A 19,407-nucleotide genomic window follows, 5' to 3' on the forward strand; every position below is an offset into this window, starting at 1 on the left:
ACTGGAATGGCTTACGAATCAGGTAGCTTCGAAGCGGCTATCGCCGCTGCCTCGGGAGAGGATGCCGATCTGCGCGCGCAGATCGTCGCCGGTTATGTCGAGAGCGTGGTTATCCAGATTGACCTGCTTGGCCGCGCCAGGTGCGACGGCAACTGGGAAGTGGCAGCTCAACGCCTGAAAGGGCTGGGCGCGAGTTTCCACGACGGCGAGCTGGTGGCGCTCGCCGAACGGGCGCTCGAAAGCGCTCCGGGCGATCCGGTGGCTGTGCGTCATCTTATGGATTACTCGGCCCGGCTCACCGCGAAGACCTAAGCAATCGGGGTGCTTGGCAGCGGCTGGGCAAGCGCCTAGCTAGGCGCGCATGAATTGCCCCGAGGCTTGTTGAATGCGTGCCGCTCTGATTATCCTCCAACCCGTGGGCGCGGAGCCCGCACCCGAAGTGCTGGGCCGCAACCTTGCCCTGCGCCAGCTGGATTTCGCGCGTCACTGCGATTGCGACGTGGTCCTGCTGCTCGCACGCGGGGTCACCGGCGAAGCCAACGAGCTGCGCCATGCGGCAGAGGATGCCGGGATGCGTGTGCAATTGCTTGGCAGTGCGGAGGCGCTATCGGGCGTTGTCCAACCGGGTGACAGCCTGCTGGTGATGCAGGACGATTTGCTGCCGTTCTGCCACGAGGCATCTTCGGCGTTGGCACAGGGCAACTGCGTTGTGATCCTCGACGCGGGGCCGGGTACGCGCGCGGGTTTCGAGCGCATCGATATCGACAGGGCCTGGGGCGGGGCGCTGGCCGTCGATGGTGCGGCGCTGCGCCGCCTGTCGGCGCTTCACGAGGACTTTGCCCCTGCCTCTGCGCTGTTGCGGATTGCCTTGCAGCAAGGTGTACGCCAGCAGCGGCTCGATGCGGGCACGCTCCGCAGCGGCGAGTGGCAACTGGTAAGAAGCGATGAGGATGCGGCAGGGATCGAGCAACTGTGGCTCGATCATATGCTCGAACGACCGAGCTTGCTGCGCCCGACGGCCTGGATCGCCCATCGCCTGCTCAGGCCCTTTGCCGCGCGGCTCGCGAGCCGTCCCTCAGCCCGCGGCGGGATTGCCGGCCTCACGCTGCTGGCGCTGCTCGCGGCGCTGGCTGCTGTGTACATGGGGCATGTTGCAGGCGGACTTGGCGCGATCCTCGCCGCCACGCTTCTGCCTGAGTTTGCGCGCCAGTTGTCGCAGATCAGCGCAAGGCCCTCCGCCCCTCCACGCACCTGGCCCTGGCTGGGCTGGCTGGTCGACGGCGCATTGGTGGGCGCGCTGGCGCTCTCGATATCGGAGCCGTGGTATCGCATGGCCTTCGCGCCCTTGATGGCGGGGGCAGCGCTGATCCTGCTCGATCGGGCTACTGGGCCGAAGTGGCTGGCATTGGCGTGCGATCGCGGCATGGTAACCGCTGTGGCCTTGATTGCGAGCCTGTTTCTTCCCGCTGAAGTGGCCGCCATGGTGCTCGCCGCACTGCTGATGGCCTTCTTGCTGGTGTCTTGCGCTCGAGAACGGGCATAACGCAGACTTAACCAAAAACGTCTAAGGCCGGTGCAATGAGCGGAGATTCCCCCTGCACGCCATCGATCGACCAGGTCGAGGACGTGATGCGCTTCGAGCTGGCGCGCGGCGATGCCTTGCTTGCGTCGGCGCAGCCTGTGCTCTCGCATCTGCTCACCAGCGGCGATCAGGTGCAGTTCGGCGATGAGATCATCGCGCGCATTCGGGGGATGGCAAACCACGCTGCCCGCCAGCTGCTCGATGCGGTGGCCGAGGCCGACGACACGCTTGACCGCGATGCCTTGCTGGCCCGCCACGCCGAAGCGCTGGCCGAGGCGATCCTTGGCGATGGCGGCTTTCTTTCTCATGCCCATGCCCTAGCGCTCGAAATACACTGGGCTGACAAGCTGCACCATCGCTGCGGGCTCGACGCGGTGCTGACGCCGTTCCTGCAGGAGCTGGCCGCTTCGCCCGATGGCGAGATCGCGAGCGCTGCCATGCACGTTATGGCGGCACAGGCGCGGTTCGTGCAGCAGCAGCGCCGCATGGAGCTGGCGCTGGGTGAATTGCCGGGTGACCTGTTCCATCGACTGTTGCTCGCCATGCGCGGCTGCGATGAGCTGCCCGAACCGGCGGGCGAACAGGCCGAAGCCCACCTGCGCAGCACGTTCGACGAGGCGAAAGGCCGGGCCGGCCACATGGCGCGCCTGCTGCTCGCGCTTGGTCACAAGGCCGACCGGGCGCTCGCCATCGATCATGCAGGGCTTGCCCTGTTCGCGAGCGCGCTGGCGCTTGCCTCCGGCCTGAGCCGTGAGCATGCAATTTATGCGCTGGGCGAGAACCAGCTCGCCCGGCTAGCCCTCGCGTTGCGCGCGGCCGGGCTGCCGCAAAGCGCGTTGGAAGCGCAGTTCCTCCTGCTTCATCCCGAGATCACCCTGCCACCCGGCTTCGACGGTCTTAGCGCAGAGCGTGCTGCTGCTCTGTTGACCCTGGCGCAGGACTGAGGCGATGGTCGGCAGCTCCACCTTGCAGACTTTTGCGCGCACCGACGGAGCTGACCGTCTTATCGCGGCGCAGGAGCCTTTGGCAGGACTGCACGCGCGCTGCGGGGGCGAACTGCCCGGTGAGATAATTGCTCCGGCCTTGCGTGAAGTGGTCCAGATGGCGCGCGAATATGGCCTCAGGCTGGCACGGCGCCTGCGCATGGCCGATGACCGCGAGGTCTTCAGCATGTGGGTGGAGGTCGAGCCCGAAGGCGAGGGGTGTCAGGTTGCGATCTCGAACTGGCGCAGCGAGGGCGCTCCGCCGTCGAGCGTGAGCGGCGATGAGCACCGGATAGCGATGGCGCGCCACATGGCCGGGCTCAGCGCCCGGCTCGGGCCACGACAGGAACTGCTCGCCATCGAGCACCATGATGCGGATCTTGCCGGACTTGCACGGGCCATGACGGCAGGGGTTGGCCGCCCTTGGACCGACTTCGTAGCTTTGGAAGGTAATGTCCACCAGCAACCGCTACACTGGCGGCTCCTTGATGGAGCGCGACTGCGCGTAGCTGGTTTGCCGCAGCTATGGACTGCGCATCTGATGCCGCTTGGCGGCGGCGATCCAGGCAGCGGCGGCTTCGAACTGTTGCTGGTCTCCGATTCGGTCCCACCCGCTACGGCAAAGCCAGCGCCCGCTCTGGAACAGCGCCTGAACGGGATCGACCGCAAGATCGCGCCCGTACTGCGGCAGCCTGTATCGCGCATCATCGCCAATGCCGAGACCATTCGCTCGCAACTCTCAGGCCCGTTGGCCGACGAATACACTGGCTATGCAGCCGATATCACGGCAGCGGGCGAACACCTGTTGGCGCTCATCGACGACCTCACCACGTTGGAGATGATCGACGACGACAGCTTTGCGCCCGCGCCCGACCAGATTGACCTCGCTGACGTTGCGCGCCGCGCTGCGGGTATCCTCGGGATGCGCGCAAGCGAGCGGCAGATTGCGGTCGATGCACCGAAGCATGGAGAGAGCGTCCCGGCCATTGGCGAGTTCCGGCGGGTCTTGCAGATCCTCCTGAACCTGCTCGGCAATGCGATCCGCTATTCGCCCGAGGGCTCGTCGATCTGGCTCCGCGCCGAAAGTGAGGGCGGCCTGGCCAGCATTACCGTCGCCGATCAGGGCGAGGGGCTGAGCGCCGAAGAGATCGCGCGCGTCTTTACCAAGTTCGAGCGGCTTGGCCGTAGCGACGACGGCGGCTCGGGGCTGGGCCTCTATATCTCGCGCCGTCTGGCCGAGGCGATGGGTGGGACCCTGACAGTCGAAAGCGCGAAGGGGCAGGGTGCCCGCTTCACGCTTTCGTTACCGGCGGACGAAGCCGCCACTTCCTGATTTTTTATGGGGCGCCGCAGCGCCCCACCGATCAGCGCTTCTCGACCGGCACGTAGTCGCGCTGCGTCGGCCCGGTGTAGAGCTGACGCGGACGGCCGATTTTCTGGCCGGGGTCGGAGATCATCTCGTTCCATTGCGCCACCCAGCCCACGGTGCGGGCGAGCGCGAAGAGCGCGGTGAACATCGTGGTCGGGAAGCCGATCGCGCTCAGGATGATGCCCGAGTAGAAGTCGACGTTCGGGAACAGCTTCTTCTCGGCGAAATAGTCGTCCGACAGCGCCAGTTCTTCCAGTCGCAGCGCGGTTTCGAACACCGGATCGGTGACCTTGAGCGCATCGAACACCTCGCGCACGGTCTTCTGCATTACCGTCGCACGCGGGTCGTAGTTCTTGTACACGCGGTGGCCGAAGCCCATCAGGCGGAACGGGTCGTTCTTGTCCTTGGCGCGCTCGATATAGTGCGGAATGCGATCGGGCGTGCCGATTTCCTTCAGCATGTTGAGCGCCGCCTCGTTGGCGCCGCCATGCGCCGGGCCCCACAGACAGGCGATGCCGGCAGCGGTACAGGCGAAAGGGTTCGCGCCCGAGGAACCGGCAAGGCGCACGGTGCTGGTCGAGGCGTTCTGCTCGTGATCGGCGTGGAGGATGAAGATCCGGTCCATCGCCTTTTCGACCGCCGGGATCACCTCGTATTCCTCGGCCGGAACGCCGAAGGTCATCTTGAGGAAGTTGCCGGTGTAGCTCAACGAGTTGTCCGGGTAGAGGAAGGGCTGACCGACCGAATACTTGTAAGCCATGGCGGCGATCGTTGGCATCTTGGCGATCAGGCGATGGCTCGAAATCCGGCGGTGAACCGGGTCGGAGATGTCGGTGCTGTCGTGATAGAAGGCCGAAAGCGCGCCGACCACTCCGCACATGATTGCCATCGGGTGCGCATCGCGACGGAAGCCACGATAGAAGGTCATCAGCTGCTCGTGCAGCATGGTGTGGTGGGTGATCGTGTCTTCGAAGGTTTCCAGCTCGCCCTTGCTCGGCAGTTCGCCATTCAGCAGCAGGTAGGAAACTTCCATGAAGCTGGAATGCTCGGCCAGCTGGCCGATCGGATAGCCCCGGTGCAGCAGCACGCCTTCTTCGCCATCGATGAAGGTCAGTGCGCTTTCGCAGCTGGCGGTCGAGGTGAAGCCGGGATCGTATGTGAAGGCACCCGTGGTGCCATAGAGCTTGCGGATATCGACGACGTCGGGTCCGCAGCTTCCCTGCAGCACCGGAAGTTCGAGCGAGTTGCCGCCGAGTTCGAGGTTCGCTTGCTTGTCCGCCAAAGCCTGTACTCCTGTGTTAATAGTTGCGACCCTGCCGTCAGGACCGGGCCTGCGCGTCGATCCGCGCGAGGCTTTCGTCCCTGCCGAGCAGGACCAGCACATCGAAAATTCCGGGCGAAGTCGTTTGTCCCGTCAAAGCAGCGCGCAACGGCTGCGCCAGCTTGCCGAGGCCGAGCCCCAAGTCTTCTGCGTAGGCCTTGAGATTGGCCTCCAGAGCCTCGGTTGTCCAGTCCTTCTCGGCGCTCAAACGCTGTGAAATTGTGGCCAGACGGCCGCGTGCCTCGTCGTCGAGAAGTTGTGTTGCTTTTTCGGTCAGTTCGAGCGGGCGCTGCACAAACAGGAAGCGCGCGCCATCGGCCAGCTCACCCAGATCGCGCGCACGTGTTTTCAGCACGGGCATGGCCTCGGTCAGCAGCTTTTCGTCGGCCTCCGACCCGATCCGCCCGGCCACCAGACCGGCGAGGCGCGCATCGTCGGCCTCGCGAATGAAGTTGCCGTTCATATTGGCAAGCTTCTTCATGTCGAACCGGCTCGGCCCCTTGTTAACACCGCTGAGGTTGAACAGCGCGATGGCTTCCTCGCGGGTGAACTCTTCCTTGTCGCCGTGACCCCAGCCGAGGCGCAGAAGGTAATTGAACAGCGTTTCAGGCAGGATGCCCAGCTCGTCGCGATAGGCATCGACGCCGAGCGCGCCATGCCGCTTGGAAAGCTTGGCGCCATCGTTGCCGTGGATCAGCGGGATATGGGCATAGACGGGCTCGTCCCAGCCTTCCTCAATCCCCTGCATCGCCCGGATCAGCTGGATCTGGCGGAAAGCATTGTTGAGGTGATCGTCGCCTCGGATGATGTGGGTGACGCCCATATCGACATCGTCAACCACCACGGCCAGCATATAGGTGGGGGTGCCATCGGCGCGCAGGAGGATGAAGTCGTCGATCTCCTTGTTGGCGACCTTGACGCGGCCCTGCACGGCATCCTCGATCACAGTGTCACCGCCTGTCTCCGCCTTCAGGCGGATCACGAAGGGGGCGCCCTCGGGTGCTTCTGAGGGATCGCGATCGCGCCAGCGCCCGTCATAGCGCATCGGCTGCTTGTTCGCCCGCTGCTGCTCGCGCATTTCGGCGAGTTCTTCGGGCGAAGCGAAGCACTTGTAGGCCTTGCCCGCTTCGAGCAGCTTCATAGCCACTTCGGCATGGCGCGGCGCGCGCTCGGACTGGAACACCGGCTCGCCGTCGAACTCAAGCCCTAGCCAGTTCAGACCGTCGAAGATGACGTCGATGGCTTCCTGGGTGCTGCGCTGCTTGTCGGTATCCTCGATCCTCAGCAATGCCTTGCCGCCGCAATGGCGGGCATAGAGCCATGAGAACAACCCGGTGCGGGCGTTGCCGATGTGGAGAAAGCCGGTCGGGCTGGGCGCGAAGCGGGTGACGACCGGACGGTCTGCCGTGCTGCCTGCGCTTGCCATATTCACGTAATCCTGTCCTAATCTCATTGATGGCCACGCATTCGCCACCGCCGGTCCCGATGGGGGACGACACGGGCAATGCTGCGACGCAGCAGCCGCATTGGCTCAGCCGTGTCTCTTTGTCCAGTCTTGGCGACGGGGCCGAGGAATTCCTTGCCGATGCAGGCTTCGATCGCGGACCGTGGCTGGCAGTGGCCTTTGCCGGGGGCGTGGCCGCCTGGTTCGTGCTGCCAGGGCCTGCCGCCTGGATTGGCGCGATGGCGGCGGGAGCCATGGCGGCGCTGGGAGCGCTTGCCGCATGGCGCGGGCGCGAGGACCGGGCGCGGCTTTTGCTCGCGATTGTCACTGTCGGTCTGCTGATCGCGGCCGGGGTGGCGACGGGGTGGGCGCGCTCGGCATTGGTCGGGACGGAGGCGTTCGAACGCCCGCTGTCGGCCGACCTCGAGGGGCGGGTGCTCGAAAGGATCGAACAACCGGCGGACGAACGGGTGCGGCTTGTGCTCGCCATCCGCGATCCCGACACAGGCGAACCCGCCAAGGTGCGCATCAACGTCCCGCTTGCCGACGACGACCCGGCCTATCGCGAAGGCGCTCTGATCGCTTTCACGGCGCGCCTGATGCCGCCAGCCTCGCCGATGTTGCCTGGCGGCTACGACTTCGCGCGCAGCGCCTGGTTCACCGGCTATGCAGCCACCGGCAGCGTGCAGGGTGACATCGCGCTGGTCGAACCGGCAACCGGCGGAGAGGGCTGGCTGGCCGAAGTGCAGCGACGCCTCTCGGCCCATGTGCGTGGGCAGCTTGGCGGAGCCTCGGGCACCATCGCTGCCGCCTTTGCCAGCGGCGATCGCGGCGCAATTGGCGCGGCCGACGAGATTGCGATGCGCGATGCCGGGCTTACCCATCTGCTTTCGATCAGCGGGCTTCACGTCAGCGCTGTGATCGCGGGGACTTACTTGCTCGCCATTCGCCTGCTGGCGCTGTGGCCCTGGCTGACCTTGCGGATGCGACTTCCGGTGGGCGCTGCTGCGCTCGCAGCGTTGGCGGGGGCCGGGTACACGCTGCTGACCGGCGCTCAGGTCCCCACCGTCCGCAGCTGCGTGGCCGCATTGCTGGTGCTGGGCGCGCTGGCCTTGGGCCGGGCGCCGCTGTCGCTGCGGATGGTGGCGGTGGCGGCGGTGATCGTGCTTCTGCTGTGGCCCGAATCCATAGTCGGACCCAGCTTCCAGATGAGTTTTGCCGCCGTGATCGCGATTGTCGCGCTGCACAACTGCGGCTGGGCCAAGGCCTTCCTCGCCCCGCGCGAGGAGCGACGCCTGACGCGGCTCGGGCGGCAGACCGCGATGTTGCTCATCACCGGCTTCGTCATCGAACTGGCGCTGATGCCGATCGTGCTGTTCCACTTCCATCGGGCCGGGGTCTACGGCGCGCTGGCCAATGTGATCGCCATTCCCCTGGTCACCTTCGTCTCCATGCCACTCATCGCGCTGGCTCTCGTGCTCGACCTGATCGGGGCGGGGGCGCCCGTGTGGTGGCTGGCCGGCCAGTCGCTTGACCTCATGCTTGCCATCGCCCACTTCACCGCCGCTCAGCCCGGTGCGGTGAAGCTGTTTCCGCATCCCGGTGCCTGGACCATGGCACTGTTCGTCGCCGGCGGGCTTTGGCTCGCTCTTTGGCAGGGCCGGGCGCGCGCCTGGGGCCTTGCGCCGGTGGCGCTTGCGACCGTGTTGATGCTCGCCACGCGCGTTCCCGACGTACTCGTTTCGAGCGACGGGCGACATGTGGGCATCACCACCGCCGACCGGCGGCTCATCATGCTGCGCGACACCGACAGCGCCTATACCCGCGACAACCTGATGCAACTGGCCGGGGTCGAGGCAGAGCCGGTGGCGCTGGCTGATTGGCCCGGCGCACGGTGCAGCCCCGAGTTCTGCTCGGTCACGCTCGAACGCGCAGGGCGGGCCTGGCATTTGCTGCTCGCGCGCAGCGACCTCATCGTGGAGGAGCGGGCGCTGGCTGCGGCATGCCAGCGCGCCGATATCGTCGTCGCTGACCGGTGGTTGCCGCGCTCATGCCAGCCGCGCTGGCTCAAGGCCGACCGGCGGATGCTCGCGGCAAGCGGTGGCCTTGCCATCCTGCTCGATCCGCCCGAAGTCACCACCGTAGCGCAGGGGCAGGGCGAACACGGATGGTGGCGCGGCGAGGCCGAGGATTAATCGGCCCGCCAACGCCACCAAACTGGTCAATTAGTGGTAACGCCGCAGGAGCCCGGCGAGCTTACCCTGCACTTCGACTTCGGTATCGGCATAGACCTGCGGTTGCAGAGCCGAGTTTGCCGGATCGAGCCGGATCTTGCCACCATCGTGATGCAAGTACTTGAGCGTTGCCTCTTCACCGCGAATAAGCGCGACCACGATCTCACCATCGCGCGCGGTGTTGGTCTTCTTCACGAGAGCGAAGTCGCCATCGAAGATGCCCGCTTCGATCATCGAATCGCCCGATACTTCCAGCGCATAGTGATCGCCCGAGCCGAGCAGAGCGGCGGGGACGGGCAGACTACGGCTATCCTCCAGCGCTTCAATCGGTTGCCCCGCGGCGATCTTGCCGTGAAGCGGAATCTCGATCACGTCGTTTGCCGGAGCAGGCGCGGCAGCTGGCGGTGTGGTCGCCTTGGCCACGGCATCCTTAGCGGTGCGACCGGCAGCCATGTTCTCAGGCATCTTCACCACTTCGAGCGCACGCGCGCGGTTGGCGAGACGCTGGATGAAGCCGCGCTCTTCCAGAGCTGAGATCAGTCGGTGTACGCCCGACTTGCTCTTCAGGTCGAGCGCCTCCTTCATCTCTTCGAAACTGGGCGAAATGCCCGTTTCCTCAAGCCGGTGGTGGATGAATAGCAAAAGCTCGTGCTGTTTCGCGGTCAACATGGGCCACTCCGTCAAACAGTCCCAAATCGGGAACCAATGCGGAACATCTATGGAACGATTGCGGCCAAGTCAAGTCCATCCGCCACCGCTCAGCAGATAGACGGCGACCATGTCGCCCGCCTTTGCTTCGCCCGCATGGGCAGGGCGCGCAATCAGCGCCTCACTCGCGGCGAGCGCGCGCAGCGCCGAGGAGTCCTGCTGGCCGAGCAGCGTCACGCCGCCATCGCCCATCCTGGCACGCACGAGCTCGGCGCGTCCGCCCGTCGCGGGCAGAGCATCAAGCGTGGGGAGGGTGATCGCACGCGGCAGAGGTTGGGCCGCGCCCGCAAGGCGTCGCAGCAGAGGGAGCAGGAACAGGTAGGCCGTGACCATGCTGGAGACCGGATTGCCCGGCAGGCCCACCACGAACTGCGCGCCCTTGCGCGCGATCAGCAGCGGCTTGCCCGGCTTCATCGCGATCCGCCAGAAAGCGATTTCCGCTTCCCATTCCTCCAGCGCCGGGCGGACGAGGTCGTGGTCGCCCACCGAGGCTCCGCCGCTGGTGACGAGCACATCGGCGGCATCCGCCTGTGCCAGCGCGGCGCGCATCGCCTCCATCGTGTCGGGCACGGGGCCGAGCCGGTCGATCTCGCTGACCAGCCCCTTGCACATGGCCGCAAGCATTGCACCGTTGCTGGCGGGGATCTGGTGCGGAGCGACGGATTCCGGATCGGCGGCAAGCTCGTCGCCGCTATCGAGTACGGCGATGCGGGGAAGGCGGCCCACGTCAAGGGTGCCATGTCCGCCGGACAGCGCCAGCGCCACGGCTGCGGGCGAGAGCCTTGTGCCTGCGTCCAGCAGTGCGTCGCCTTGCGCGAAGTCGAGCCCGTTGCGGCGCACGTGGCGCGGCGTTGCCGCGTCCTCGCCGTTCAGACGCAGGGCATTACCCTCGCGCTCAGCGTTCTCCTGCAACAGCACCGCCGCCTCTCCCTGAGGCATCAGCGCTCCGGTCGATATGCGGATAGCCTCGCCCGGGGCCAAGGCCCTGTCGAACGGATGGCCCGCCGCGCTTTCGCCCACCACCTGCCACGGGCCGGTCAGCTCGTCGGCACGCACGGCATAGCCGTCCATCGCCGACAGGTCCGCAGGGGGTTGTGTGCGGCGCGCCAGCAGCGGGGCGGCGAGATAGCGCCCCGCAGTGTCGCCCGTGGGCCGACGTTCGCTGCCGAGCGGCGCGGCCATGGCGAGCAGCCGTGCTTGCGCCTCCTCGTGCGGGATGGGCGGGGGGAGGCTCACTCGGCGTACCAGTCGCCGCTCTTGCCGCCAGTCTTGGCGAGCAGGCGGATTTCGGAGATGATCATGCCCTTCTCGAGTGCCTTGGCCATGTCGTAGATCGTCAGCAGCGCTACCGAGACGGCGGTGAGCGCCTCCATCTCGACGCCGGTCTTGCCGGTCAGCGCGGCGCGCGCGGTGACCGCGATGCCGTCGTCTTCGAAAGCGAAGTCAACGCTCACCGTATCGAGCGCGAGCGGGTGGCACAGCGGGATCAGCTCTCCGGTCTTCTTGGCCGCCATGATCCCGGCGATCCGCGCGGCGGCCAGCACGTCGCCCTTGGGGCCGGAGCCATCGCGCACCGCCTGAAGCGTTGCGGGTTGCATTTCGATGAAGCCGCTTGCCGTAGCCGAGCGAACGGTTGGTGCCTTGTGGCCGACATCGACCATCCGCGCCGCGCCAGTTTCGTCGAGGTGGGTGAGCTTGCTCATCGGCTTGCGGCCTTCATCGCTGTTGCATTCGGTGCAAGGTGGTACAGGTGTGACACCGTCCTGGAGAGAAATTTCCTGCCGCGCGCAAGAGGGCTGTAGCGCGATCCTGCGAGCAGCTTATGAAAGGCGTTCGTCATACCACTGTCGTGGCACAGGATAGCAATGTAGGACAGGGCACTGTCGTTCGCCGGATATCGAGCGCCAGTACGGCTCTTGCTAGATCAGGCGCGCGATGAAATAGCCGACAGCTCCGACCAGCAGCCAGGTGGTAACGGTGAGGCCGCCAAGGATTACTACGCGCGTCCGGCGGCTCAACTTTCCCACGTCGGGTTCAGGGATCGCCTCATCCTGCAACACCGGATTGGCAAGCGCCGGGGCGGCGAGCAAGGCCGCGCTGACGGCGGCCTGGGTAATCGGCACGTGAAACTCGGCACCGTACTCGGTTTCGTGATCGACCCGCGCGCTGCGCACGATTGTCGCGGACACGGTTCCGGCCTCGGGGAGCGCAACCTCGAAGGTTTCGCCCATGGCAAGCTTGGCCGACGACCGGATGCGCAAGCCTGTCTGCGAGAGGTCCAGAATGACGACAGGCGTCGTTCCCGGCCCGTCGGATGCGTCGAAGCTGAGCGTGAAGGTCCGGCGACTGGCACTTCTCCGGTCAAGAAAAGGCGTCGGGTGAGAAAGGGCGGCAACTCTGGGCAGCATGATAGACCTCCATGCCCGCCATCCACGATTATGTTTGAGAAGCGGTAAAGGCGAGCAGAAAGATTGCCACGTAGCCGGGGTAAATCTGCGTCAGGCCTTCTGCTAGAACAGCCGCGCCCCGTTCGCCACGGGCTTGTCAGGCGCGAACAACGCCACCTCGCCATCGGCATCGGGAAAGCCGAGCACCAGCACTTCGCTCATCATCGGGCCGATCTGGCGCGGCGGGAAGTTGACCACGGCGGCGACCTGCCGCCCCACCAGTTCCTCGCACGTGTAGTTGACGGTGATCTGCGCCGAGCTTTTCTTCTCGCCAATGACGGGGCCGAAATCGAGCGTGAGCCGGAAAGCAGGCTTGCGCGCCTTTTCGAAAGGCTCGGCTGCGATGATCGTGCCCACGCGGATATCGACGGCGAGGAACTGGTCGAAGCCGATCTGTTCGGCAATCGGGGCATCGGCATCGTGCAGCAGGTGCATGGCCCTATCCCTCGAGCAACTTGTGTGTTGCCGCCGCCACATCATCCTGTCGCATCAGGCTTTCACCGACGAGGAAGCAGCGCACCCCCGCTGCGGCGAGGCGCTGGCAGTCGGCATGATCGCGGATGCCGCTTTCGCCCACCAGCAGCGAGCCCTCCGGCGCCAGCGCGGCGAGTCGCTCGGTCGTGGCGAGATCGGTGCTGAAGGTCTTCAGGTTGCGGTTGTTGACCCCGATCAGGCGCGAGGTGAGGTGCTTGGCCGCGCGCTCCATCTCGGCCTCGTCGTGAACTTCGATCAGAACGTCCATCTGATGCGCCAGCGCGGCTTGTTCGATGTCGGCCATCAGCCCATCGTCCAGCGCGGCGACGATGATCAGGATCGCGTCGGCCCCGATGCTGCGCGCCTCGGTCACCTGCCAGGGGTCGACCATGAAATCCTTGCGCAGGACGGGCAGGTCGCAGGCAGCACGGGCTTCCTTGAGATAGTCTTCGTGGCCCTGGAAATAGGGCGCGTCGGTCAGCACCGAGAGGCAGGCCGCGCCGCCAGCGGCATAGTCGCGCGCGTGAGTAGCGGGGTGGAAATCCTCGCGGATGAGGCCTTTCGACGGGCTCGCCTTCTTGACCTCGGCGATGAGGCCGAAACCGCTTTCGGCCTTGGTACGCAATGCCCGTTCAAACCCGCGCGGGGCTGTTTGCTGTGCCGCGGCTTCCTCCAGCGTGGCAAGGCTCATGTCTGCCTTGCGGGCGGCGACTTCGTCGCGCTTGGTGGCGCAGATTTCCTGTAACTTGTCCAAAACCAGTCTCCGGCTAGGCCTAACCCTTGCTCGCGGCAATCCAGCAGTCGAGCAGCGCCTTGGCCAGCCCCTTGTCGATCGCTTCGGCGGCCTCTTCCACGCCGTCGCGCAGGCTCGCCACGTCGCCCGCCACGACCAGCGCGGCAGCCGCGTTAAGCAGCACGGCATCGCGATAGGCACCCTCTTCGCCTTGCAACAGGCGGGTCAGCGCAGCCGCGTTATGGTCCGCATCGCCGCCCCGGATCGCTTCGAGCGAGTGGCGCGGCAGACCTGCATCCTCGGGCGTGATTTCCTCGCCGATGCCCTCGATCCCGAGCGTCGCTACGCGGCTGGGGCCAGCGATGGAAAGCTCGTCGAGCCCCTCCAGCCCGGAAACGATCATCACCTTGTCCATGCCCAGCAGCTGCATCGCGTCACGGTAAATCGGCACATAGTCGGGCCGGGCGATGCCGATAAGCTGGCGCTGCACACCTGCCGGGTTGGCGATGGGGCCAATCAGGTTGAAGATCGTCCGCCGACCCAGCGCCTTGCGGATCGGCATCACGTATTTCATCGCCGGGTGGTGCGTCTGTGCGAAGAGGAAGGCGATCCCGATCTCGTTCAGCGTCAGCTCGGCATGGTGGCCCGCGCCATCGAGATCGAGTCCAAGCGCCTCCAGCGTGTCGGCCGCACCCGCCTTCGAGCTGGCCGCGCGGTTGCCGTGCTTGGCGACCGGCACTTCGCAGGCCGCGACCACGATGGCGACGGCGGTGGAGATGTTGAGCGAATGCTGTCCGTCGCCGCCGGTGCCGCAGACATCGATGGCGTTGGCCGGAGCTTTCACGCGCCGCATGGTTTCGCGCATGGCCTGCGCGGCCCCGGCGATTTCCTCGGCAGTCTCGCCGCGTTCGGTCAGCGTGAGCAGCACATCGCGAATCTCATTGTCGCCCAGCTCGCCGTTCAACATGCGCGTGAACAGCGCGTGGCTTTCGGGCATCGTCATGCTCATGAGCCGGCGTCGTTTCTGGCCTTCGGCTCCAGCCCCGCGATGCGCAGGAAATTCGCCAGCAGCGCGTGGCCGTGTTCGGTGGCGATGCTCTCGGGGTGGAACTGCACACCGTGGATCGGCAGGTTCTCGTGGCGGAAACCCATCACTGCCGTGCCGTCGATCCCTGGCGTCTCACTGGTCGCATTGATCAGCAGGCACTCGGGAATGTCTTCCACGATCAGTGAATGATAGCGGGTAGCGATGTATGGCGAGGGCAGGCCTGCAAACAGGCCGCTGCCGTCATGCGTGACGGCGCTGGTCTTGCCGTGCATAAGCCCGCCGCGCGTTACCGTGCCGCCAAAGTGCTGACCGATCGACTGGTGGCCAAGGCACACGCCCATCAGCGGGCGCGCCGCATCGGCGCAGGCCGCGACGAGATCGAGCGAGATGCCCGCTTCGTTCGGCGTGCAGGGGCCGGGCGAGATCAGGATGCCTTTGGCCCCCGTCGCCAGCGCCTTGGCGGCGGTGAGCGCATCGTTGCGCACCACTTCGACCTTCGCCCCCAGTTCCATCACGTAGTGGACAAGGTTGAAGGTGAAGCTGTCGTAGTTGTCGACAACGAGGATGTCGGGCTGGCTCATGGTTGTGCTCTTGCCTTGTTTTTCACCACGATCAAGGGGCCGAGCGGGGCGCGTTGGTCCATGCGGTCGGCCACCGGGTCCCACAAGCTCGATACCGAGCCATCGAGGAACAGCGCGTTGGGCGTCTTGAGCCGATCACGATAGAGGCGCGCGATCACGCCGAAGCTGATCGGGCCTTGCGAGATGACGAAGTGCGCGCGGCCCTGCCCGTCGACGCCGACCGCGTTGCGCAGCAGGCGGCTGGGGCCGTTCTCTGTGATCTCGGGGTGAATCTCGCCGTCGATCACCAGCATCGGGCCGCTCTGGGTGCCGAACTGCGGGCGTTCAAGCACGGTGCTGTAGAATTCTTCTGTGTCGAGCACCTGCCAGGTGCTACCGCTGCCGAAGAACACGCCGTTGGGTTTCAGGTGGAAGTTGCCCACTCCATTGGCGCGGCTCAGCTCTTTCAGCCTTTCGCCATTTTCCACGAAGTATCCGACCGGCATGCCCGCATCGTCGAACATGCCGCCGTTCATGGCGAAGGCGACATCGGCTTGCGGGTTCGCCTTGCGGAAGGCCGCGAAGGAGCGGAACGGCGCGCCGCCCGACGGGCTGAGCGCGGTGGCGATGGTGTGATCCGCAGGATCGGCGATGCAGTCGACGAACCGCTGCTTCTCGAAGGTGATGACCTCGCAGGCATCGAACGCCGCGGCTGATGACGATGCGCTGGGCGAGGCCGCCCCGCCATCCTCGCTGCCGCCATCGAGCGCGATGCGCACCACGGGCTCGCCGCCTTGCGGTGCATCGCCACAGCCTGCCAGCAGCAGGAGCGCGGCCAGCAGTGGCGCGCGGGTCACTGGCCGAAGCCCGGTTCGCTCGCGACCCGCACGGCCTCGCGCGCAGCGGCAATCAGGGCACCGGCCTTGTGGCGGCACTCGGCCGCTTCATAGGCCGGATCGCTGTCGGCGACGATCCCGGCGCCCGCCTGCACGTTCATCACCCCGTCCTTGATGACGGCGGTGCGCAGAACGATGCAGCTATCGACCGAGCCATCGGGCGCAAAGTAGCCGACGCCGCCAGCATAGGGCCCGCGCGTTTCGGGTTCGAGTTCGGCGATCACCTGACAGGCGCGAATCTTCGGCGCGCCCGATACAGTTCCGGCAGGGAAGCCTGCGAACATCGCGTCGATAGCGTCGTGATCGGGCGAGAGCTTGCCCACCACGTTCGAGACGATGTGCATCACATGGCTGTAACGCTCGACAATAGAGCGGGCCGTGACCCGCACCGAATCCGCCGCCGCCACCCGGCCAACGTCGTTGCGGCCCAGGTCGAGCAGCATCAGGTGCTCGGCGCATTCCTTCGGGTCGGCGAGCAGGCTTTGCTCATTGGCCACATCCTCTTCGGGCGTCTTGCCGCGCGGACGGGTGCCCGCGATGGGCCGGATCGTCACTTCGCCATCGCGCACCCGCACGAGGATTTCCGGGCTCGATCCGACCACGGCGAAGCCGGGCAGGTCGAGGAAATAGAGGAACGGCGAGGGGTTCACCCGCCTCAGCGAGCGATAGAGCGCAATCGGTGGTACCGGCAGCGGGCAGGTGAAGCGCTGCGCCAGCACGACCTGGAAGATGTCGCCCGCCGAGATGTATTCCTTCGCGGCCAGCACGATCCGTTCGTACTCGGCCTCGTCCATTACCGGCTCAAGCTCGAGATCGGGCGGCACGGCCAACTGCCGCGAGGGCGGTACCGCGCCCGAAAGCTGGCGCAGGGCCTCGTCGATCCGCTCGCCCGCGCGCTCGATCAGCATATCGGGCTCGCCGGCACCCGCCCACAGCGGGGCGATCACGAACAGCGCGTCGGTCAGCGAATCGAACACCAGCACCAGCGTGGGGCGCGCAAACAGCATGTCGGGCAGGGCCAGCTCGCTCTGCGGCGCGCGCGGGAGTTTCTCCACCAGCCCGATGGTCTCGTAGCCGAAATAGCCCACCACGCAGGCAAGCGCAGGCGGCAGCTCGGCAGGAACGTCGATCCGGCAGCAAGCGACCAGATTGCGCAGCTCGCTCAGCGCATCGCCCGAAAGCGGTGTATAGGCCTCGCGGTCATGCTGCCACTTGCGGTTGACCTCGGCGCTATGCCCGGTGGCGCGGAACATCAGATCGGGATCGAGCCCGAGCAGCGAATAGCGCCCGCGCACCTCGCCACCTTCGACCGATTCGAGCAGGAAGTCGCCCCGGCCCGGCTCGATCAGCTTGAGCGCGGCCCCGATCGGGGTCTCGGTATCGGCCACGACCCGGCGCCAGACGAGCGCATTCTCGCCAGCGGCAAGACTGGCGCGCGCCTGCGCAGCGTTGAGCGGCTGTGCGCCCAAATTCACCTCCCTTACTACTGGTTCTGGCCGGTGAGCTGCGCAATCACAGCGTCGACCGCCGACTGGTTGGTCTCGACTTCGAGGCTCCGTTCGATCGCGCGCACCAGCTGCTCGGTATATTCCTCGCCCGCATTGCCCGAGAGCTGCTGGCGGGTCGCGCCGACCAGCGGATCGTCCGCCGCGATTTCGGGAGTCTCGATCTTGTCGAGCGACACGACGAACCACGCCGACGAGGGCGCCTGTTCGATGCGCTTGGTGGTGCCTTCGGCCATCGAGAAGAACAGCATGGTCGTGGGCGTTACCTGCTGCTGCTGGGCCAGCTCGCGACGGTTCAGGGTGACCGACTGGGGCTGAGGCAGATTTTCGGTCTCGGCGGCGACGGCGGCGGTCAGCGTGCTGCCGTCCTCGACCCGCTTGAGGATGCGCGCAGCGGCGGCGCCAGCGGCCTTCATGCCCTCGTCACGGCGCCAGGACAGCGTCACATCCTCGCGTATTTCGGCGAGCGGGGCCGGGGCCGAAGCGGTGATCTCGTTCACCTCGAACAGTACGAGGTTCTCTCCGGCAACGGTCTCGGCCAGCTGCGGATCGCTTTCGTCCACATCGAAGGCCAGTTCGAGCACGGGGGCAAGTTCGATCGGGGCCGACTCGCCGGTGCCGTAGATGCGGCCATCGGCGGTGAGCGGCTGGGTGGAAGTCAGCTCCAGATCATATTCGTCGGCGATGTCCGACAGGCTGCGGCCATCCGCGAAACCGTCGTCGATTGCTTCTGCCGCAGCGATGAAGGCCTGGCGGCGCTGCTCGGTCTTGAGCTGTTCGGCAATCTCGCCACTGACCTGCGCAAGCGGTCTCGCCGCGCGGTTGCTGACGCTGTCGACACGCATGACATACCAGCCGAGCGGCCCCTGCGCGGGGGCGGATAGCGCGCCCTGCCTTGCGGCGAAGGCGGCATTGGCGACAGCCTGCGAGGTGCGCGTGGCCAGCGCTTCCTTGCTCAGCTCCTCGACTGGCGAGACGGCAAGTCCCTTGGCCTGCACTGCCGCTTCGAGCGAGGTGCCGCCGTTGACTTCGGTAACGATGGCCTGCGCGGCGGCCTGGGTCGGCACGACGAGCTGGGTCAAGCCACGCATTTCGAGCGCGGCGTATTGATCCTCATCGCGTTCATAGCGGGCGGCAATCTGCGCCTGGGTGGGCGCGGGCAGCGTGCCAAGTGCGGCATCGTTGAAAACCGCATAGCGCAACACACGGCGCTCCGGCCGGATGAAGCGCGATTGCTTCTCGTTGTAATAGGCCTGCAATTGCTCGTCGGTCGGATCGCCATCGGGCGCGAAGGCGGCGGCGGGAATTGGAGCGATGGCGCCCGTGCGGCTTTCGCCGAGTAGCTGCGCATAGCGTTGCGCGAGCGCGGTCGGCACGCGCGAGGCAAGCGAGGCCGGGGTCACCAGCTGGCGCGCCATGAGGCCCATGGCCAGATCATCGCGCACGGCGCTTTCGCTCAGGCCCCGCTGGGTGAGGGCACCACGGAAGGCCTCCTCGGAGAACTTGCCATCCACTCCGCGAAAGGCCGGGATCGAAACGATTTCGCTATCGACCAGCCTGTCGCCCGCGCGCAGGCCCAGCTTTTCAGCGAAGTCGGCAATGCTCCAACGGCTGATCATGCGCTGGAGCACGTTTGCAACGCCGCCTTCGGCCGCAAAGCTCTGAATAGTGAGGGTCGGGTTCTGCTGGCGCAGCTGCTCGACCTCGTTGCTAACATTGGTGGACAGGTCCGAGGTGCTGATTCGCCGGTCGCCGACCCGCGCAACACGGTCGCCTCCCGATACACCGCCGAACACACCGGTGCTCGATACGTCCATGCTGGCAAAGGCCAGCGCAATCAGGCCAAGAAAGCCCAGTGTCACCACCACGCCGACCTTGGACTTGAAGAAATTACGGAAGAAAGTGAGCATGAAGCAGCTTTATCTGTGGCCTGCGATCCGAGGGATCTGTTGGGAATTGGTCGCGCCCCCCGCTTGAGGGCACACTGGCTGCGCCTTATCCCGGCTGCGACCCGCCCGCAACAGCCAGTGTGTGGATTGTCGTTCGGGGAAAAAGCGGCTTTGACAAGCTCGCCGCGTCTGACTAGCCGCTTTGAGCCTGATG

At 66.0% G+C, this 19,407-nt stretch carries 18 protein-coding genes; 5 read left to right on the forward strand and 13 right to left on the reverse strand.

The window, feature by feature from the left end; all coding sequences use genetic code 11:
* Window positions 1-6: 6 nt before the first annotated feature.
* From ABDJ38_RS07910 to ABDJ38_RS07925, 4 genes are all read left to right on the forward strand, one after another.
* Window positions 7-312: an Hpt domain-containing protein gene (locus tag ABDJ38_RS07910; protein WP_346784544.1), complete on the forward strand. Its 306-nt coding sequence runs from the start codon at window positions 7-9 to the stop codon at window positions 310-312.
* Between the two features lie 73 nt (window positions 313-385).
* Window positions 386-1,543, forward strand: a complete 1,158-nt coding sequence (locus ABDJ38_RS07915; RefSeq protein WP_346784545.1) for a hypothetical protein — start codon at window positions 386-388, stop codon at window positions 1,541-1,543.
* A gap of 35 nt (window positions 1,544-1,578) precedes the next feature.
* A complete protein-coding gene (locus tag ABDJ38_RS07920) occupies window positions 1,579-2,526 on the forward strand; it encodes a hypothetical protein (RefSeq protein WP_346784546.1) in 948 nt (315 codons plus the stop codon).
* 4 nt (window positions 2,527-2,530) lie between these two features.
* On the forward strand, window positions 2,531-3,898 hold the full coding sequence (locus ABDJ38_RS07925) for a sensor histidine kinase (RefSeq protein ID WP_346784547.1): 1,368 nt from the start codon (window positions 2,531-2,533) through the stop codon (window positions 3,896-3,898).
* A gap of 31 nt (window positions 3,899-3,929) precedes the next feature.
* Here the strand turns inward: ABDJ38_RS07925 and ABDJ38_RS07930 are convergent, their stop codons facing one another.
* Both ABDJ38_RS07930 and gltX read right to left on the reverse strand, forming a co-directional pair.
* Entirely contained in the window at window positions 3,930-5,216 is a 1,287-nt protein-coding gene (locus ABDJ38_RS07930) for a citrate synthase (RefSeq protein WP_346784548.1), read from the reverse strand.
* Window positions 5,217-5,253: 37 nt separating this feature from the next.
* A complete protein-coding gene (gltX, locus tag ABDJ38_RS07935) occupies window positions 5,254-6,681 on the reverse strand; it encodes a glutamate--tRNA ligase (protein ID WP_346784549.1) in 1,428 nt (475 codons plus the stop codon).
* A gap of 29 nt (window positions 6,682-6,710) precedes the next feature.
* Here gltX and ABDJ38_RS07940 point away from each other — a divergent pair, with 29 nt between their 5' ends.
* Entirely contained in the window at window positions 6,711-8,894 is a 2,184-nt protein-coding gene (locus ABDJ38_RS07940) for a ComEC/Rec2 family competence protein (protein ID WP_346784550.1), read from the forward strand.
* Window positions 8,895-8,924: 30 nt separating this feature from the next.
* On the opposite strand, the gene lexA is transcribed toward ABDJ38_RS07940, so the two are convergent.
* From lexA to ABDJ38_RS07995, 11 genes are all read right to left on the reverse strand, one after another.
* Window positions 8,925-9,602 carry a transcriptional repressor LexA gene (lexA, locus tag ABDJ38_RS07945; RefSeq protein ID WP_346784551.1) on the reverse strand — a complete coding sequence of 226 codons (678 nt, stop codon included), beginning with the start codon at window positions 9,600-9,602 and terminating at the stop codon, window positions 8,925-8,927.
* 69 nt (window positions 9,603-9,671) lie between these two features.
* On the reverse strand, window positions 9,672-10,877 hold the full coding sequence (locus ABDJ38_RS07950; protein WP_346784552.1) for a molybdopterin molybdotransferase MoeA: 1,206 nt from the start codon (window positions 10,875-10,877) through the stop codon (window positions 9,672-9,674).
* Window positions 10,874-11,344: a cyclic pyranopterin monophosphate synthase MoaC gene (gene moaC, locus ABDJ38_RS07955; protein WP_346784553.1), complete on the reverse strand. Its 471-nt coding sequence runs from the start codon at window positions 11,342-11,344 to the stop codon at window positions 10,874-10,876. Before moaC ends, ABDJ38_RS07950 begins: the two co-directional genes overlap by 4 nt.
* A 216-nt stretch (window positions 11,345-11,560) precedes the next feature.
* Window positions 11,561-12,049, reverse strand: a complete 489-nt coding sequence (locus ABDJ38_RS07960; RefSeq protein WP_346784554.1) for a PilZ domain-containing protein — start codon at window positions 12,047-12,049, stop codon at window positions 11,561-11,563.
* 102 nt (window positions 12,050-12,151) lie between these two features.
* Window positions 12,152-12,523, reverse strand: coding sequence for a tRNA-binding protein (locus tag ABDJ38_RS07965; RefSeq protein WP_346784555.1), 372 nt, complete (start codon window positions 12,521-12,523; stop codon window positions 12,152-12,154).
* Between the two features lie 4 nt (window positions 12,524-12,527).
* Entirely contained in the window at window positions 12,528-13,316 is a 789-nt protein-coding gene (gene trpC, locus ABDJ38_RS07970; RefSeq protein WP_346784556.1) for an indole-3-glycerol phosphate synthase TrpC, read from the reverse strand.
* A gap of 19 nt (window positions 13,317-13,335) precedes the next feature.
* Window positions 13,336-14,304, reverse strand: a complete 969-nt coding sequence (gene trpD, locus ABDJ38_RS07975; protein ID WP_346784557.1) for an anthranilate phosphoribosyltransferase — start codon at window positions 14,302-14,304, stop codon at window positions 13,336-13,338.
* The gene (locus ABDJ38_RS07980) at window positions 14,301-14,924 is read right to left on the reverse strand and encodes an anthranilate synthase component II (RefSeq protein ID WP_346784558.1); all 624 of its coding nucleotides are present in this window, start codon (window positions 14,922-14,924) and stop codon (window positions 14,301-14,303) included. Before ABDJ38_RS07980 ends, trpD begins: the two co-directional genes overlap by 4 nt.
* Window positions 14,921-15,760 carry a phosphodiester glycosidase family protein gene (locus ABDJ38_RS07985; RefSeq protein WP_346784559.1) on the reverse strand — a complete coding sequence of 280 codons (840 nt, stop codon included), beginning with the start codon at window positions 15,758-15,760 and terminating at the stop codon, window positions 14,921-14,923. The genes ABDJ38_RS07980 and ABDJ38_RS07985 overlap by 4 nt, the downstream gene beginning before the upstream one ends.
* A complete protein-coding gene (gene trpE / locus ABDJ38_RS07990; protein WP_346784560.1) occupies window positions 15,757-17,268 on the reverse strand; it encodes an anthranilate synthase component I in 1,512 nt (503 codons plus the stop codon). Before trpE ends, ABDJ38_RS07985 begins: the two co-directional genes overlap by 4 nt.
* A gap of 14 nt (window positions 17,269-17,282) precedes the next feature.
* Window positions 17,283-19,214 (reverse strand): peptidylprolyl isomerase, encoded by a 1,932-nt coding sequence (locus tag ABDJ38_RS07995; protein ID WP_346784561.1) that lies wholly within the window; start codon window positions 19,212-19,214, stop codon window positions 17,283-17,285.
* Window positions 19,215-19,407: the final 193 nt, after the last annotated feature.

This window comes from Aurantiacibacter flavus, assembly GCF_039710615.1.
In the GTDB taxonomy this organism is placed as follows: Bacteria; Pseudomonadota; Alphaproteobacteria; order Sphingomonadales; family Sphingomonadaceae; genus Alteraurantiacibacter; species Alteraurantiacibacter flavus.

Bases quoted from the DNA above. Each gene is read 5' to 3' on its own strand.
- ABDJ38_RS07920 (WP_346784546.1), top strand. From the start codon at position 1,579: ATGAGCGGAGATTCCCCCTGCACGCCATCGATCGACCAGGTCGAGGAC.
- moaC (WP_346784553.1), bottom strand. From the start codon at position 11,344: ATGAGCAAGCTCACCCACCTCGACGAAACTGGCGCGGCGCGGATGGTC.
- ABDJ38_RS07940 (WP_346784550.1), top strand. From the start codon at position 6,711: ATGGCCACGCATTCGCCACCGCCGGTCCCGATGGGGGACGACACGGGC.
- ABDJ38_RS07995 (WP_346784561.1), bottom strand. From the start codon at position 19,214: ATGCTCACTTTCTTCCGTAATTTCTTCAAGTCCAAGGTCGGCGTGGTG.
- ABDJ38_RS07960 (WP_346784554.1), bottom strand. From the start codon at position 12,049: ATGCTGCCCAGAGTTGCCGCCCTTTCTCACCCGACGCCTTTTCTTGAC.
- ABDJ38_RS07910 (WP_346784544.1), top strand. From the start codon at position 7: ATGGCTTACGAATCAGGTAGCTTCGAAGCGGCTATCGCCGCTGCCTCG.
- ABDJ38_RS07925 (WP_346784547.1), top strand. From the start codon at position 2,531: ATGGTCGGCAGCTCCACCTTGCAGACTTTTGCGCGCACCGACGGAGCT.
- trpD (WP_346784557.1), bottom strand. From the start codon at position 14,304: ATGAGCATGACGATGCCCGAAAGCCACGCGCTGTTCACGCGCATGTTG.
- ABDJ38_RS07965 (WP_346784555.1), bottom strand. From the start codon at position 12,523: ATGCACCTGCTGCACGATGCCGATGCCCCGATTGCCGAACAGATCGGC.
- gltX (WP_346784549.1), bottom strand. From the start codon at position 6,681: ATGGCAAGCGCAGGCAGCACGGCAGACCGTCCGGTCGTCACCCGCTTC.
- ABDJ38_RS07915 (WP_346784545.1), top strand. From the start codon at position 386: ATGCGTGCCGCTCTGATTATCCTCCAACCCGTGGGCGCGGAGCCCGCA.
- lexA (WP_346784551.1), bottom strand. From the start codon at position 9,602: ATGTTGACCGCGAAACAGCACGAGCTTTTGCTATTCATCCACCACCGG.
- ABDJ38_RS07980 (WP_346784558.1), bottom strand. From the start codon at position 14,924: ATGAGCCAGCCCGACATCCTCGTTGTCGACAACTACGACAGCTTCACC.